Here is a 16,332-nt window from a genome sequence, read left to right as displayed (position 1 = left end):
GTGGCAGTAGTCGTCGAGAGACGTTAGTTATAGGCTGTGTTCACTTACCTGAGGATTGGCGCGAACGACACTATGCGGGCAAAAACTGACACCTCAGCCAACCTCGATATCGGCTTGCTGCTGTACCCCGGCGTCCAGCGCGCCGCTGTGCATGGCCTGGCCGACCTGTTCCTGGTGGCCAACCGGGTTGCGGCCGAACTGGGGGCCGTCGAGCTGCCGCACATTCGGGTCAGTTGCTGGCAGGCAGATGAGGCAGGGCAGTTGTTGCCAGCATCGGATAGCTCTGCTGTTGCCGCATCGGGCTTGCGCGTACTGATCATTCCGCCAAGCCTGGAGTCGGCTCCGCAAGCTGAGTTGCTGGAGCGTCACCGTGCGTCGCTGTGTCTGATGCACGGGCGTGGTACGGTGCTGGCGTCGGTATGCATCGGGGTATTTTTCATTGCTGCCAGCGGTTTGCTCGATGGGCGCCCGGCCTGCACGCACTGGAACTATGTGCATGCGCTTGCCCAGCGCTTCCCCAAGGTGCGGGTAGAGGCCCAGCAGCCATTGCTGGATGACGGCGACATCGTGACCTCGGCGGGGTTGATGGCCTGGACTGACTTGGGCTTGCGTCTGCTGGAGCGCTTTGTGGGGGCAACGGTGGCACAGGAGACCGCCCGCTATCTGGCGGTCGATCCGGTCGCGGCGCCGCTGCCCGGAGCTGTCTTCAGCCCGCGCCTAGACCACGGCGACGAGGCCGTGTTGAAGGTGCAGCACTGGTTGCAGGGCAATGGCGGGCAGGATGCCGACCTGAGCACGATGGCTGCCTGCGCGGGGCTGGAGGAGCGCACTTTCTTGCGGCGCTTTCGTGCAGCTACCGGGCTGCGCCCGACCGAGTATTGCCAGCAGGTGAGGGTAGGTCGGGCGTGCCGTTTGCTGGAGTTCACCCGGCGCAACGTCGAACAGATCGCGTGGGGTGTCGGCTACCAGGACCCGGGTGCGTTTCGCAAGGTGTTCCAGCGTGTCACCGGCCTTACCCCGAGTGATTATCGGCGACGGTTTGCGGTGTCCGGTCAGGGTATGTAGAAACCACTTGACCTTGACTTTACTTGAGGTTTTACCCTGCACGGCATCGCGCTGCATGCGTCCGTAGCCAGGAGACTGTCGATGTTGGCAAAACCTCATGCCTTGTGGTTCACCCAGATGATCGAATACGAAGTGCCCACCATGTGCCAGCAGGCATTGGCCCACGCCCTGGTGGTGCGTAGTGAGGCGCTGGCTGCGCGTTGCGAAGGGCTGCAGGGTGTGAGTATCCAGGCCAGCGACGATGGCAGCCGGGTGTTGCAATACCTGCAATGGCAGTCACGCCAGGCCTGGGCTGCGGCAGCCGTGCACTTCGTCGAGGCGTCGTTTCTTGACCTGCTGGGCAAGCATCAGGCGCGAAGCATCAACTTCGCCGCCTACCAGGCCCTGCGCAGCCTGGTGCGCGGTGACGATGGCGTCCTGCATTGCCAGGTGGGCGGGCATCAGGCATACCAAGGCGCGTAGCGCTGTGTGCAATGATTGTGCTGCATGTGAAGTCTTCGTCCTGGGGCGTTCAGCGGAACTTGATCAGTGATCCTGGCCCTGTTGTAGGAAGTGTCTTGTTGGCTCAGGGTGTGGCGGGCAATGCATGCCGTATCTTGGTCGTCGCGATTGCAGCGCTCTGGCGGCTGTTCCATTATCGGTTTATTGGATAAACCGTTATGAAGCCGCAGGAGAGCGCATGAACGTCCAGACCACCCTTGAGCAAAGCGTGCCGCAGCGACTGGTGCACGTGCGCCAAGTCATGGCGGCAGAGGGCATCGATGCCTTGCTGGTACCCTCTGCCGATCCCCATCTTTCCGAATACCTGCCCGGTTACTGGCAGGGGCGTCAGTGGCTTTCGGGGTTTCAGGGCTCGGTCGGTACGTTGGTGGTCACCCCCGGGTTTGCCGGCCTGTGGGTCGATAGCCGGTACTGGGAGCAGGCGGCTCACGAGCTGGAGGGCAGCGGCATCGAACTGATGAAACTGTTGCCGGGCAAACCCGGGGCGCTGGAATGGTTGGGCGAAAACGTCGAGCGCAACGGTCGCGTGGCAGTGGATGGCGCGGTCATGGCCCTGGCTTCGGCGCGCCAACTGGGTGAGCGGCTGAAGGCGCGTGGAGCGCGGCTGGTGACTGACATGGACCTGCTGGGTCAGGTCTGGGACGGGCGCCCGGCGCTGCCAGGTAACCCGGTGTACCAGCACTTGCCGCCACACGCCACGGTGAACCGGGCGGAAAAGCTCGCGCAATTGCGCCAGGGCATACAGGCCAAGGGGGCCGACTGGCACTTCATCGCGACTCTGGACGACATTGCCTGGCTGTTCAACCTGCGCGGAAGCGATGTCTCCTACAATCCGGTTTTCCTGGCCTTTGCCCTGATCAATCAGCAGCAGGCCATCCTGTTCGTGGGCCAGGACAAGGTGGACGCGCACCTGCGTCACGTGCTGGAGGTCGACGGCATCGAGGTGCGTGACTATAGCGAAGCAGGCAAGGCGGTAGGCACCGTTCCCGCGGGGGCGCGGCTGCTGGTGGATCCGGCACGGGTCACCTGCGGCCTGCTGGACAACCTGGCGGCAGAGGTGGTGCTTGTCGAGGGGCTCAACCCCACCACGCTGAGCAAGTCTTGCAAGGGTGAAGACGACCTGGTGCACATTCGCCAGGTCATGGAGCAGGACGGTGCGGCCTTGTGCGAATTTTTCGCCTGGTTCGAGGCGAATCTCGGCCGGGAGATCATTACCGAGCTGACGGTTGACGAGCAATTGAGTGCCGCGCGTGCTCGGCGCCCGAACTTCGTGTCGCTGAGTTTTTCTACCATCGCCGCCTTCAATGGCAATGGCGCGATGCCACACTACCGTGCCACCGAGCAGTCGCATGCGCTCATCGAGGGTAATGGCTTGCTGCTGATCGACTCGGGCGGTCAATACCTGGGCGGCACTACCGACATCACCCGCATGGTGCCGGTCGGTAACCCCAGCCAGGCGCAGAAGCAGGACTGCACCCGTGTGCTCAAGGGCATGATTGCCCTGTCGCGTGCCACGTTCCCGCGAGGGGTGTTGTCGCCGTTGCTCGACGCCATTGCCCGGGCGCCGATCTGGGCTGATCAGGTCGATTACGGTCATGGTACCGGTCACGGGGTGGGCTACTTCATGAACGTGCACGAGGGGCCTCAAGTGATCGCCTACCAGGCGGCACCTGCACCGCAGACGGCGATGCAAGCGGGCATGATCAGCTCGATCGAACCGGGTACGTACCGGCCGGGGCAGTGGGGTGTACGCATCGAGAACCTGGTGGTCAACCGCGAAGCGGGCAAGAGTGCCTTCGGTGACTTCCTGCACTTCGAGACCTTGACGCTGTGCCCTATCGACACCCGCTGTCTGTTGCCCGAGTTGCTGACCAGGGAAGAGGTGGAGTGGCTGAACGGCTATCACGCCCATGTGCGTGAGCGTCTGGCGCCCTTGCTCCAAGGGGAGGCACTGGCCTGGATGGAAGAGCGTACTGCACCGCTGTAAGGCAGATGAAAAAGGGCAGTTTTCGAGCTGCCCTTTTCTCTATTTACAGATGACGATCATGCTACGGCTGGTGTAACCCGCCGGGTTGATGCCGAACAAGTAGTCACCCGCTTCTTCATCGTTGTCGCCCGAGCGTGCAATGACCCGGTAGCCGCGCGTGCTGCAGGAGCTTGCCGCCTTGCTGTAGCAATTGTCCCACGAGGAAGAAAGGCCGGAGCAGTTGATATGCAGGCCCTTCTTGCCCCTTTTGACCTCGGTCTTGGCTGTGGCGGCACATCCAGCAATAGCCAAGATGGCCAGGATGAGAAAAATTCGTTTCATTCCTGTCCTTAAATGCAGGGCAAATCAGTTGTCTCGACCCTGTCGTTGTCGCTTTGGTTCTTCCTGAACCTTCCCCCAGTGTCCGTGTTCGGCCCAGTAGATAGCGTAAAGATGATGATTCTGTGACAGCTTAATCAGCGAGACGGGCTGCTACAATCACTAATCCCGTCTCAAATGAAAATATTTCTCATATCAGTCTGCCGCTATGGCTGGGCTGGGCGCCTTGCGCATGGACAGGGTAGTGCCGACCGAGGCGGTAATGATTGCCAGAATCGCAAGCCATTGGGTAAGCGTCAGCACCTCACCGAGGAACAGCAGCCCGGACAATGCGCCGAATGCCGGTTCGATGCTCATCAGGGTGCCGAACGTGCGCGCCGGGATTCGCGTCAGGGCAACCATTTCCAGGCTGTATGGCAAGGCGGTGGACAGTATTGCAACGGCCAACGCAATGGGGATCACGGCAGGTGTGAGCAGAGCGCTGCCAGCGTGGGCGATACCGATGGGGGCGACGAACAGGGCTGCGACTACCACCCCCAGGGCCGCGCTCTGAATGCCATGCTCGGCGCCTGCGCGTTGTCCGAACAGGATGTACAGCGCCCAGCACACACCTGCTCCCAGCGCATAGGCGGCGCCCAGTGGGTCGAGTGCCTGGCCGCTTTGGCCTGCCGGCAGCAACAGCAGCAGGCCGGCGATGGCCAGGGCAATCCACAGGAAATCGATCGGTCGGCGCGAGGAGAGGATCGCCACGGCCAGTGGGCCGGTGAATTCCAGGGCCACGGCGATACCGATCGGCACCGTTTGCAGGGCCATATAGAAGAGGAAGTTCATGCCGCCCAGTGCCATGCCGTAGATCACCACGTTGCGCAACGTGCTGGCGGTCATGCGTACCCGCCACGGGCGCAATATAAGTAGCATGATGATGCTGGCAAAAATCAGACGCAGGGTGGTGGTGCCTTGTGCGCCGATGATCGGGAACATGCTTTTGGCCAGAGAGGCGCCGGACTGAATCGATGCCATGGCGATAAGCAGTAGGCCGATTGGGAAGAGGGTGGCGGCCAGGCTGCGGGTCTGGGTGTTCATTTAAGTGCGGCAATCCTTGGGCGGGGGAAGTGATGAGCAATATAGTGCGCAATTGGTGGGGTGGGTGGTAGCCCTCAAGTGGGTTTACCAGAAATATTTCAAATCATTGAAATTAAAGGTTGACCTTCTCGATGGCCTCCCTATAATGCGCACCACTCCAACGCGGTAGCGAAGCAAAGCTAGCCACTGTGTTGAGTCAAGTGTTTGAAGCTAAACGAGTTTCTCGCAAAGAACTTCAAAATAAACGCTTGACAGGCTCTGAGGAAAGCGTAGAATGCGCGCCTCGGTTGAGACGAAAAGCTCTTAACCAAACGCTCTTTAACAAATCGAATCAAGCAATTCGTGTGGGTGCTTGTGAGTATGGACTGATAGTCAAAAAGATTATCAGCATCACAAGTGACCATGCGAGAAATCACATAGTCATTTGAGATTGCTGAGCCAAGTTTAGGGTTTCTTAAAAACCCAAGCAGTATTGAACTGAAGAGTTTGATCATGGCTCAGATTGAACGCTGGCGGCAGGCCTAACACATGCAAGTCGAGCGGATGACGGGAGCTTGCTCCTTGATTCAGCGGCGGACGGGTGAGTAATGCCTAGGAATCTGCCTGGTAGTGGGGGACAACGTTTCGAAAGGAACGCTAATACCGCATACGTCCTACGGGAGAAAGCAGGGGACCTTCGGGCCTTGCGCTATCAGATGAGCCTAGGTCGGATTAGCTAGTTGGTGGGGTAATGGCTCACCAAGGCGACGATCCGTAACTGGTCTGAGAGGATGATCAGTCACACTGGAACTGAGACACGGTCCAGACTCCTACGGGAGGCAGCAGTGGGGAATATTGGACAATGGGCGAAAGCCTGATCCAGCCATGCCGCGTGTGTGAAGAAGGTCTTCGGATTGTAAAGCACTTTAAGTTGGGAGGAAGGGCAGTAAGTTAATACCTTGCTGTTTTGACGTTACCGACAGAATAAGCACCGGCTAACTCTGTGCCAGCAGCCGCGGTAATACAGAGGGTGCAAGCGTTAATCGGAATTACTGGGCGTAAAGCGCGCGTAGGTGGTTTGTTAAGTTGGATGTGAAAGCCCCGGGCTCAACCTGGGAACTGCATCCAAAACTGGCAAGCTAGAGTACGGTAGAGGGTGGTGGAATTTCCTGTGTAGCGGTGAAATGCGTAGATATAGGAAGGAACACCAGTGGCGAAGGCGACCACCTGGACTGATACTGACACTGAGGTGCGAAAGCGTGGGGAGCAAACAGGATTAGATACCCTGGTAGTCCACGCCGTAAACGATGTCAACTAGCCGTTGGAATCCTTGAGATTTTAGTGGCGCAGCTAACGCATTAAGTTGACCGCCTGGGGAGTACGGCCGCAAGGTTAAAACTCAAATGAATTGACGGGGGCCCGCACAAGCGGTGGAGCATGTGGTTTAATTCGAAGCAACGCGAAGAACCTTACCAGGCCTTGACATGCAGAGAACTTTCCAGAGATGGATTGGTGCCTTCGGGAACTCTGACACAGGTGCTGCATGGCTGTCGTCAGCTCGTGTCGTGAGATGTTGGGTTAAGTCCCGTAACGAGCGCAACCCTTGTCCTTAGTTACCAGCACGTAATGGTGGGCACTCTAAGGAGACTGCCGGTGACAAACCGGAGGAAGGTGGGGATGACGTCAAGTCATCATGGCCCTTACGGCCTGGGCTACACACGTGCTACAATGGTCGGTACAGAGGGTTGCCAAGCCGCGAGGTGGAGCTAATCTCACAAAACCGATCGTAGTCCGGATCGCAGTCTGCAACTCGACTGCGTGAAGTCGGAATCGCTAGTAATCGCGAATCAGAATGTCGCGGTGAATACGTTCCCGGGCCTTGTACACACCGCCCGTCACACCATGGGAGTGGGTTGCACCAGAAGTAGCTAGTCTAACCTTCGGGAGGACGGTTACCACGGTGTGATTCATGACTGGGGTGAAGTCGTAACAAGGTAGCCGTAGGGGAACCTGCGGCTGGATCACCTCCTTAATCGACGACATCAGCCTGCTGATGAGCTCCCACACGAATTGCTTGATTCATTGTATAAAGACGATCAAGACCCAAAGTTTTACCCTTAGGTCTGTAGCTCAGTTGGTTAGAGCGCACCCCTGATAAGGGTGAGGTCGGCAGTTCAAATCTGCCCAGACCTACCATTACATGGTATTCGCCGTTGAATACGGGGCCATAGCTCAGCTGGGAGAGCGCCTGCCTTGCACGCAGGAGGTCAGCGGTTCGATCCCGCTTGGCTCCACCACTTGCTGTACCTTGATCAAACTCAGAAATGAGCATTCGTATCGAATGTTGATTTCTGACTTTTGTCAGATCGTTCTTTAAAAATTCGGATATGTGATAGATATAGACTGAACACCAGTTTCACTGCTGGTGGATCAGGCTAAGGTAAAATTTGTGAGTTCTGCTCGAAAGAGCAACGTACGAATTTTCGGCGAATGTCGTCTTCACAGTATAACCAGATTGCTTGGGGTTATATGGTCAAGTGAAGAAGCGCATACGGTGGATGCCTTGGCAGTCAGAGGCGATGAAAGACGTGGTAGCCTGCGATAAGCTTTGGGGAGTCGGCAAACAGACTGTGATCCAGAGATCTCTGAATGGGGGAACCCACTCAGCATAAGCTGAGTATCTTGTACTGAATACATAGGTGCAAGAGGCGAACCAGGGGAACTGAAACATCTAAGTACCCTGAGGAAAAGAAATCAACCGAGATTCCCTTAGTAGTGGCGAGCGAACGGGGACCAGCCCTTAAGTTGGTTTGAGATTAGTGGAACGCTCTGGAAAGTGCGGCCATAGTGGGTGATAGCCCCGTACACGAAAATCTCTTATCAATGAAATCGAGTAGGACGGAGCACGAGAAACTTTGTCTGAATATGGGGGGACCATCCTCCAAGGCTAAATACTACTGACTGACCGATAGTGAACCAGTACCGTGAGGGAAAGGCGAAAAGAACCCGGAGAGGGGAGTGAAATAGAACCTGAAACCGTATGCGTACAAGCAGTGGGAGCCTACTTTGTTAGGTGACTGCGTACCTTTTGTATAATGGGTCAGCGACTTATATTCAGTGGCGAGCTTAACCGAATAGGGGAGGCGTAGCGAAAGCGAGTCTTAATAGGGCGTTTAGTCGCTGGGTATAGACCCGAAACCGGGCGATCTATCCATGGGCAGGTTGAAGGTTAGGTAACACTGACTGGAGGACCGAACCGACTACCGTTGAAAAGTTAGCGGATGACCTGTGGATCGGAGTGAAAGGCTAATCAAGCTCGGAGATAGCTGGTTCTCCTCGAAAGCTATTTAGGTAGCGCCTCATGTATCACTGTAGGGGGTAGAGCACTGTTTCGGCTAGGGGGTCATCCCGACTTACCAAACCGATGCAAACTCCGAATACCTACAAGTGCCGAGCATGGGAGACACACGGCGGGTGCTAACGTCCGTCGTGAAAAGGGAAACAACCCAGACCGTCAGCTAAGGTCCCAAAGTCATGGTTAAGTGGGAAACGATGTGGGAAGGCTTAGACAGCTAGGAGGTTGGCTTAGAAGCAGCCACCCTTTAAAGAAAGCGTAATAGCTCACTAGTCGAGTCGGCCTGCGCGGAAGATGTAACGGGGCTCAAACCATGCACCGAAGCTACGGGTATCATCTTATGATGATGCGGTAGAGGAGCGTTCTGTAAGCCTGTGAAGGTGAGTTGAGAAGCTTGCTGGAGGTATCAGAAGTGCGAATGCTGACATGAGTAACGACAATGCGAGTGAAAAACTCGCACGCCGAAAGACCAAGGTTTCCTGCGCAACGTTAATCGACGCAGGGTTAGTCGGTCCCTAAGGCGAGGCTGAAAAGCGTAGTCGATGGAAAACAGGTTAATATTCCTGTACTTCCAGTTATTGCGATGGAGGGACGGAGAAGGTTAGGCCAGCCTGGCGTTGGTTGTCCAGGTTTAAGGTGGTAGGCTGGAATCTTAGGCAAATCCGGGATTTCAAGGCCGAGAGCTGATGACGAGTTGCCTTTAGGCGACGAAGTGGTTGATACCATGCTTCCAAGAAAAGCTCCTAAGCTTCAGATAACTGGGAACCGTACCCCAAACCGACACAGGTGGTTAGGTAGAGAATACCAAGGCGCTTGAGAGAACTCGGGTGAAGGAACTAGGCAAAATGGCACCGTAACTTCGGGAGAAGGTGCGCCGGCGAGGGTGAAGGACTTGCTCCGTAAGCTCATGCCGGTCGAAGATACCAGGCCGCTGCGACTGTTTATTAAAAACACAGCACTCTGCAAACACGAAAGTGGACGTATAGGGTGTGACGCCTGCCCGGTGCCGGAAGGTTAATTGATGGGGTTAGCGCAAGCGAAGCTCTTGATCGAAGCCCCGGTAAACGGCGGCCGTAACTATAACGGTCCTAAGGTAGCGAAATTCCTTGTCGGGTAAGTTCCGACCTGCACGAATGGCGTAACGATGGCGGCGCTGTCTCCACCCGAGACTCAGTGAAATTGAAATCGCTGTGAAGATGCAGTGTATCCGCGGCTAGACGGAAAGACCCCGTGAACCTTTACTATAGCTTTGCACTGGACTTTGAATTTGCTTGTGTAGGATAGGTGGGAGGCTTTGAAGTGGGGACGCCAGTTCTCATGGAGCCATCCTTGAAATACCACCCTGGCAACTTTGAGGTTCTAACTCAGGTCCGTTATCCGGATCGAGGACAGTGTATGGTGGGTAGTTTGACTGGGGCGGTCTCCTCCCAAAGAGTAACGGAGGAGTACGAAGGTGCGCTCAGACCGGTCGGAAATCGGTCGTAGAGTATAAAGGCAAAAGCGCGCTTGACTGCGAGACAAACACGTCGAGCAGGTACGAAAGTAGGTCTTAGTGATCCGGTGGTTCTGTATGGAAGGGCCATCGCTCAACGGATAAAAGGTACTCCGGGGATAACAGGCTGATACCGCCCAAGAGTTCATATCGACGGCGGTGTTTGGCACCTCGATGTCGGCTCATCACATCCTGGGGCTGAAGCCGGTCCCAAGGGTATGGCTGTTCGCCATTTAAAGTGGTACGCGAGCTGGGTTTAGAACGTCGTGAGACAGTTCGGTCCCTATCTGCCGTGGACGTTTGAGATTTGAGAGGGGCTGCTCCTAGTACGAGAGGACCGGAGTGGACGAACCTCTGGTGTTCCGGTTGTCACGCCAGTGGCATTGCCGGGTAGCTATGTTCGGAAGAGATAACCGCTGAAAGCATCTAAGCGGGAAACTTGCCTCAAGATGAGATCTCACTGGGATCTTGAATCCCCTAAAGGGCCGTCGAAGACTACGACGTTGATAGGTTGGGTGTGTAAGCGCTGTGAGGCGTTGAGCTAACCAATACTAATTGCCCGTGAGGCTTGACCATATAACACCCAAGCAATTTGCTGACGCAGATTGCGGTGGTGAAGACGAAAGACCCGAAAATTCGTAAGACCACAAACATCACATATCCGGATTCGCCGGGCTGTCCATCTGGACATTCTGGCTACAGAATTTCTTGACGACCATAGAGCATTGGAACCACCTGATCCCATCCCGAACTCAGTAGTGAAACGATGCATCGCCGATGGTAGTGTGGGGTTTCCCCATGTGAGAGTAGGTCATCGTCAAGATTCATTTCGCAAAACCCCTATCTGCACATGCAGGTAGGGGTTTTGTCTTTGTGGGCAAAAAAGCCAGGGCTTGTTTGAATCACTGTGGGCATGCCGTGAAGCAGGCAACTCGGTGGAGGACACCGGCTTCGCCGGTGTTCGCGGGTAAACCCGCTCCTACAGGGTTTGCGGGTAAACCTGCTCCTACAAATCATGAAATGTGCGTCATTTATACCTGAGGCATGACGGTGTAATGCTACGCTCGCGGAAATACTCAGCACGGATACTTACCATGGAAATGAACTGGCATCAGGCCCTGCAAGAGAGCCTAAGCTGGCTGGCAATTGCCTCGTTCATCACCCTTGTCAGCTTCGCTGCAGCCGCGACTCTGGCGGTGCGTTGCACACGCTGGGGCAGCCAGTTCTGGCAGCTTGCCGGGCCCTATTTCAGTTTCAGGCGCAGTTGGCGGCCGTTGCTGGTGTTCGCACTGCTGTTGGTTCTGACGCTGTTTTCGGTTCGCCTTAACGTGCTGTTCTCGTTTTGGTACAACGGCTTCTACAGCGCTTTGCAAGGCCTTGACCAAACGGCGTTCTGGTACTTGCTCGGTGTTTTCGCGGTGCTGGCCACCATCCATGTGCTGCGCTCGTTGTTCACCTTCTATGTCAGTCAGGCATTCAGCATCAAGTGGCGGGTCTGGCTGACCGAGCGCCTGACCCACGACTGGATGCAGGGCGATGCCTATTACCGTGGCCAGTTCCTTGCCGAGCCGGTGGACAACCCCGACCAGCGTATCGAACTGGACGTCAACGCTTTCGTCACCAACTCGGTCACCCTTGCCTTGGGCGCAGTCAGTGCGCTGGTTTCGCTTGTGGCGTTCACCGGCATCCTCTGGGGGCTGTCAGCACCGTTGACGGTGGCCGGGGTGGAGATCCCTCGGGCGATGGTGTTTGCCGTGTACCTGTATGTCATCGCCGCCACCTGGGTGGCCTTCCGACTAGGGCGCCCGCTGATCCGGCTTAACTTCCTCAACGAGAAACTCACCGCCAACTTCCGTTACACGTTGATGCGTCTGCGTGAGAACGCCGAGAACATTGCCTTCTACCAAGGTTCGCAAGTCGAGCGGGGCACGTTGCTGGGCCGCTTTGCTTCCTTGATCGTGAATGTCTGGGCATTGGTGTACCGGAACCTGAAGCTCAGTGGCTTCAACTTGGGTGTCAGTCAGGTTGCTGTCGTGTTTCCGTTCATTCTTCAGGCGCCGCGCTTCTTCAGTGGGGCGATCAAGCTGGGCGATGTCATGCAAACTTCCCAGGCCTTTGGGCAGGTGCAGGATTCTCTGTCGTTCTTCCGTGAGTCGTACGATGCGTTCGCGCAGTACCGCGCGACCCTTGACCGCCTCACTGGCTTTCTGGATGCCAACCAGCAGGCAAGTGCGTTGCCGCGCGTCACGACCGAAGACCAGGCGCATGCGCTGCAGATCGCGGGCTTACAGGTGCTGCGCCCGGACGGACATGCCCTTATCGCCAACCTGGACCTGAGCCTGCACGCCGGTCAGGCGTTGTTGATCAAAGGGCCGTCAGGCAGTGGTAAAACCACGCTGCTGCGTGCCCTGGCGGGCCTTTGGCCGTATGCCGAAGGCAAGGTCAGGCGGCCAACGGGCCATCAGGCACTGTTCCTGTCGCAACGCCCGTACCTGCCGCTGGGTGACTTGCGTACCGTCATTGCCTACCCGGCAGCCAGCCATCCCAAGGATGAACTGCTGATGCAGCAGGCATTGCGCCAGGTCAACCTGGCCCACCTCACCGAGCGTCTCGACGTCAGCTGCGACTGGTCACACATCCTCTCGGTGGGCGAGCAGCAGCGCCTGGCGTTTGCCCGGGTGCTGTTCAACAGGCCGCAGGTGGTGTTCCTCGACGAGTCCACCTCGGCGATGGATGAAGGGCTCGAGCATGCCCTGTATGCGTTGTTGCGTTCGGAGATGCCGAGTGCATTGCTGGTCAGTGTCGGCCACCGTAGCACGCTGGCGGCGTTCCATACCCATCGGCTTGAGGTGGATGGGCATGGCGGTTGGTCGTTGCTGGAGCAGGAAGCTGCGCTGGCCTAGTTCGGCTTGAGTTCCGCGGCCCCTTCACACATAGCAGTGCATCTCGTGCAACGCACTGCTAGGTGTGAGGGGCTGTCGAGCACCACGATGTTTTTCAATAATTCCAGAATCCCGCGACCCAGCGGAACCCTTCACCGTCGACTGCTACCCGCCCTACAGAAGGGAAGGGCAAGTGTGTCGCGACGAACAGTTCGCCAGTGGTTGCGGCATCGTTTAGCAGCGCCATCCTTACCCGCACTGACTCCTCGGGGTCGTGTTCGAAGCCGTTGTGCCAATCCGGGTGGTCAAAGGCTACCGGGAACAGTGCGTCTCCGGCGAAGGTCAGCTGCTCTCCGTTCGAGTTGATGTACACCACACAGTGCCCCGGGGTATGACCGCCGGTAAGGGTGGCGACGACACCGGGCGCCACTTCATGGTGCAGCTCAAAGGTGCGGATCTTGTCGCCGTAGGCCTGCATGAACGCTTTTGCCGTAGACCGCAGCACATCTGGTACCGGTTTAGGCATGTCCGTTTGCGAAAAGTCCGGTGCAGCCCAGAAGTCTACTTCTGTCGCGGTGACATGGATCTTTACGTCCGCACGCAAGCGGTTCTTCACCTCATCCACCAGCAGACCGCCGATGTGATCCATGTGCATGTGGGTGATGACGATATCGGTGATCGACTCCAGCGCGATGCCGGCCGCCGCCAGCCGTTTCGGGAACAGCCCGGCCCGCGGGAACCCAGGGAACTGCCCACCCAGCCCGGCATCCACCAGGATGACCTGCTCGCCGCTGCGCACCAGCAATACATTCAGCGCCCAGTCGAAGGTTTCCGGCCCCAGGAACATGTCCTTGAACCAAGCTGCGCGGGCGGCTGGGTCAGCGTTGGTCGACATGGTTTCGGTGGGCAATGGCAGTACACCGTCGCTCACCACCAGCACCTCGATGTCACCGACTTTCACTGCATAGCGCGAGGGCACCAGTTCTTCGGCCTCGATCGGGACGACATTGTTCATTGGCATTGTCATGGTCGTTCTCCTGCTGGATGGGAAGGTCGTGCGGGGCTCAAGCCACTGGAATCGACGGGTCGGCAGAGGCAAGGGCGGTGGCGCGCTCGGCTGCCGGCGGGTAGATCCACACGGTGTTGATCTGGGTCTTGAGCTCCTTGGCTTCGCCTTTCACCAGTTTCAACTGGCGGTCCCAGCCCTCGCTGTATACGGCGCCCCAAGCGCCCAGATCCAGACAAGTCACGTACTTGGGCTGTCGGTAAGTCGTGGGTGTCACACCCAGCAGATCGGCGGCGGCGTTATTGCCGGCATGGCGACCAAGGCTGATGGCATGCTGGCAGGACATCACAGCGAAATTGCCGATCTCGTCAGTGGCTGCATAAGCCACATCGCCTGCGGCAAAGACATGGTCCAGGCCGCGCACCTTGAGGTTGCCGTCCACATGCAGGCGCCCCTGGTGGTCACGGGTACCGGTCAGTTGTTCGGTCAGCGGGCTGGCGCGCATGCCGGCAGTCCAGACCACGGTCTGGCTTTCGATATGTCGGCCATCAGCCAGCGTTACGCCATTGGCATCCACTGCAGTTACGGTGGCACCGACAATCCATTCGATACCCAGTTCATCCGAGGCTTCAATGATCGAAGGCCGGATACCCTCACCCAGGGCGGCGCCAATGCGCTCGCCGCGGTCGACAAGGACCACCCGGATCTCCGCGTCTTCGCCCAGAGCCGCACGCAAGCGTGCAGGCATCTCGGTAGCGGTTTCGATACCAGTGAAGCCGCCGCCGGACACCACCACGGTATTGCGGGCGCTGCTTGCGGGACGTTTGCCCAGCGCCATCAGGTGCTGCTCCAGGCGCGCTGCTGATTCGATCTGATCCACGTCGAAGCTATATTGGTTCAGGCCAGGCACGGGGGGACGAGACAGCAGGCTGCCACTTGCCAGAATCAGGCGGTCGTAGGCCAATTGCGCCTGTTGCCCGGCTTCGTCGCGGTAGCTGACGCGGCGGGCCAGCTCGTCGATGCTTTCGGCGCAGCCCTTGATGAAGTTTACGTCGACAGCATCGAAGAGCGCCTGGAGCGGGGCGAACATGCTATGCACGTCGGCCTCATAGAAACGCGGGCGGATACGCAGTTCAGCCTGTGGCGCCAGCACGGTAATTTGCACGTCTTGCCGACCATGCATATCGAGCAGGCGCGCGGCGCTCAGGGCGCTCCACAATCCGGCGAATCCTGCGCCAATAACCAGAAGTTGCTGTTTCATGATCGTGCTCCTGTCTTGAACGGTTAAGGTTCTTTTCTTCGGCCCTCGCGGGACGCTGTAGGTCGATGTTATGCAGGGGCAGGGATGCGCACACTTCTCCATGGGTGTGCAGTGGATTACGCATGGGGCGTAAGCAGCTATACGATCGTATCGAAGGGACTGTTCAGTGGTGCAGGGCGGTCTCGATGCAGTCCAGCAGCTGCTGGGCTTCGAATGGTTTTGGCAGACAGCTGACTACGCCTGCCATACCCGGGGTGATGCGTGAGCGTTGGCCCGGGTGGGCGCTGATGAAGATCACCGGAATGTCGAACCCACGTACCTGTAGTTGCGTCAAAAGCTCGACGCCACACATGCCGGGCATCTGGATGTCGGAGATCAGGCAGCCTGCCTGGCTCGGGCCATCAGAGGCAAGGAAATCAATGCCGCTGGCAAAGGTGCGGGCACGGTAGCCGGTGGCGCGCAACAGGCCGTCGAGCGCATCGCGCAGGGACTCGTCGTCGTCGACAACGGCAATCAGAGTTGCGGTGGGCTGCTTCATGCGCGGTCTGCTCTTGGCGGCCTTTGCCATTGCTTCAAGATACCCGGTCGCGCAAGTGGCAGAAGTATACCTAGGTATAGCTGGGCCATACCTGCGTCTGGTATTGCCGGTTTCCGGTGGCCAAACCTGTGAACCTTGCCCAACAATAGGCTAGATTTTCAACCTGCCAACAGCACGCGGCGTCACGGCTGAAGGAGCGCAAATGGCCTTACAGAGCACACACGGCCCGAATGAGCCGGTGGTGTATATCGTTGATGACGACGAGTCCATGCGCCTGGCCCTCGACGGGCTGTTCCGTTCGGTCGGCTTGCAGGTGCAAAGTTTTGCTTCCACCCAGGACTTTGTTGCCTTCCCCCGCAAGGCTGTGCCCGGCTGCCTGGTGCTCGATGTGCGTCTGCGTGCCGAAAGCGGCCTGGCGTTCCATGCACAGATGGAGCAGGGAGGGGTGCATATTCCGGTGATATTCATCACAGGGCATGGTGATATTGCCATGTCGGTCAAAGCGATGAAGGCTGGCGCGGTAGACTTTCTGACCAAACCGTTCCGTGACCAGGACATGCTCGACGCAGTGGCCAGTGCCCTGGCTCGCGACCGCGAGCGTCTGGCAGGTGAACAGGCCGGCGGGGCATTGCGCAGCGCTTTCGAGACGCTAACGTCCAGGGAGCGGCAGGTGCTGGCCTTCGTTATCGCCGGCCTGATGAACAAGCAGATCGCCGCTGAGTTGAACCTCAGCGAGGTCACCGTGAAAGTGCATCGTGGGCAGATGATGAAGAAACTCGGCGCTCGCTCGGTCGCCGATTTGGTGCGCATGGCCGAGGCGCTGGGTGTCGAGCCGTTGCGTCGCATGGTCTGACACAGCCCGCAT

Annotated in this window: 10 protein-coding genes, 2 tRNA genes and 3 rRNA genes; 10 read left to right on the top strand and 5 right to left on the bottom strand. The window is 57.8% G+C overall.

The genetic code is table 11. The features are described from left to right. Positions 1-72: 72 nt before the first annotated feature. The 3 genes from QCL51_RS16325 (at position 73) to QCL51_RS16315 (ending at position 3,553) form a co-directional block, all read left to right on the top strand. The gene (locus QCL51_RS16325) at positions 73-1,065 is read left to right on the top strand and encodes a helix-turn-helix domain-containing protein (RefSeq protein WP_021783185.1); all 993 of its coding nucleotides are present in this window, start codon (positions 73-75) and stop codon (positions 1,063-1,065) included. Between the two features lie 81 nt (positions 1,066-1,146). Continuing rightward, complete coding sequence (locus QCL51_RS16320) at positions 1,147-1,527, top strand: antibiotic biosynthesis monooxygenase (RefSeq protein WP_103469253.1); 381 nt, start codon at positions 1,147-1,149, stop codon at positions 1,525-1,527. Positions 1,528-1,744: 217 nt separating this feature from the next. After that, positions 1,745-3,553 carry an aminopeptidase P family protein gene (locus QCL51_RS16315; protein ID WP_338443748.1) on the top strand — a complete coding sequence of 603 codons (1,809 nt, stop codon included), beginning with the start codon at positions 1,745-1,747 and terminating at the stop codon, positions 3,551-3,553. Positions 3,554-3,592: 39 nt separating this feature from the next. Here the strand turns inward: QCL51_RS16315 and QCL51_RS16310 are convergent, their stop codons facing one another. Continuing rightward, positions 3,593-3,874, bottom strand: a complete 282-nt coding sequence (locus tag QCL51_RS16310) for a hypothetical protein (RefSeq protein ID WP_021783182.1) — start codon at positions 3,872-3,874, stop codon at positions 3,593-3,595. A 192-nt stretch (positions 3,875-4,066) separates the two neighbouring features. Beyond that, positions 4,067-4,954, bottom strand: coding sequence for a threonine/homoserine exporter RhtA (rhtA, locus tag QCL51_RS16305; RefSeq protein WP_338443747.1), 888 nt, complete (start codon positions 4,952-4,954; stop codon positions 4,067-4,069). Between the two features lie 474 nt (positions 4,955-5,428). Here rhtA and QCL51_RS16300 point away from each other — a divergent pair. The 6 genes from QCL51_RS16300 to QCL51_RS16275 all read left to right on the top strand — a co-directional run bounded on the left by QCL51_RS16300 (position 5,429) and on the right by QCL51_RS16275 (position 12,683). Next, a 16S ribosomal RNA gene (locus QCL51_RS16300) occupies positions 5,429-6,965 on the top strand. 87 nt (positions 6,966-7,052) lie between these two features. Beyond that, positions 7,053-7,129: transfer RNA gene (locus tag QCL51_RS16295), tRNA-Ile, on the top strand. A 25-nt stretch (positions 7,130-7,154) separates the two neighbouring features. Then, positions 7,155-7,230 (top strand) — tRNA-Ala (locus QCL51_RS16290). Positions 7,231-7,464: 234 nt separating this feature from the next. Next, positions 7,465-10,356, top strand: a 23S ribosomal RNA gene (locus QCL51_RS16285). A 131-nt stretch (positions 10,357-10,487) separates the two neighbouring features. Beyond that, a 5S ribosomal RNA gene (rrf, locus tag QCL51_RS16280) occupies positions 10,488-10,603 on the top strand. The 16S, 23S and 5S rRNA genes sit together here with 2 tRNA genes alongside, the layout of an rRNA operon. Positions 10,604-10,874: 271 nt before the next feature. Further along, entirely contained in the window at positions 10,875-12,683 is a 1,809-nt protein-coding gene (locus QCL51_RS16275; RefSeq protein ID WP_103444039.1) for an ABC transporter ATP-binding protein/permease, read from the top strand. Between the two features lie 94 nt (positions 12,684-12,777). Here the strand turns inward: QCL51_RS16275 and QCL51_RS16270 are convergent, their stop codons facing one another. The 3 genes from QCL51_RS16270 to QCL51_RS16260 form a co-directional block, all read right to left on the bottom strand. Next, entirely contained in the window at positions 12,778-13,689 is a 912-nt protein-coding gene (locus QCL51_RS16270) for an MBL fold metallo-hydrolase (protein ID WP_103444040.1), read from the bottom strand. Positions 13,690-13,726: 37 nt separating this feature from the next. After that, complete coding sequence (locus tag QCL51_RS16265) at positions 13,727-14,929, bottom strand: NAD(P)/FAD-dependent oxidoreductase (protein WP_103444041.1); 1,203 nt, start codon at positions 14,927-14,929, stop codon at positions 13,727-13,729. Positions 14,930-15,092: 163 nt separating this feature from the next. Then, a complete protein-coding gene (locus QCL51_RS16260) occupies positions 15,093-15,467 on the bottom strand; it encodes a response regulator (protein WP_103444042.1) in 375 nt (124 codons plus the stop codon). A 202-nt stretch (positions 15,468-15,669) separates the two neighbouring features. On the opposite strand from QCL51_RS16260, the gene QCL51_RS16255 reads away from it, so the two are divergent. Then, on the top strand, positions 15,670-16,320 hold the full coding sequence (locus QCL51_RS16255) for a response regulator transcription factor (protein ID WP_135192738.1): 651 nt from the start codon (positions 15,670-15,672) through the stop codon (positions 16,318-16,320). The last annotated feature ends 12 nt before the right edge of the window (positions 16,321-16,332 follow it).

The sequence above is a fragment of the Pseudomonas sp. LTR0 genome, assembly GCF_036630035.1.
GTDB classification, from domain to species: Bacteria; Pseudomonadota; Gammaproteobacteria; order Pseudomonadales; family Pseudomonadaceae; genus Aquipseudomonas; species Aquipseudomonas putida_Y.
Note: the sequence above shows the minus strand (reverse complement) of the source record. Positions and strands in the feature narration are given on the sequence as shown.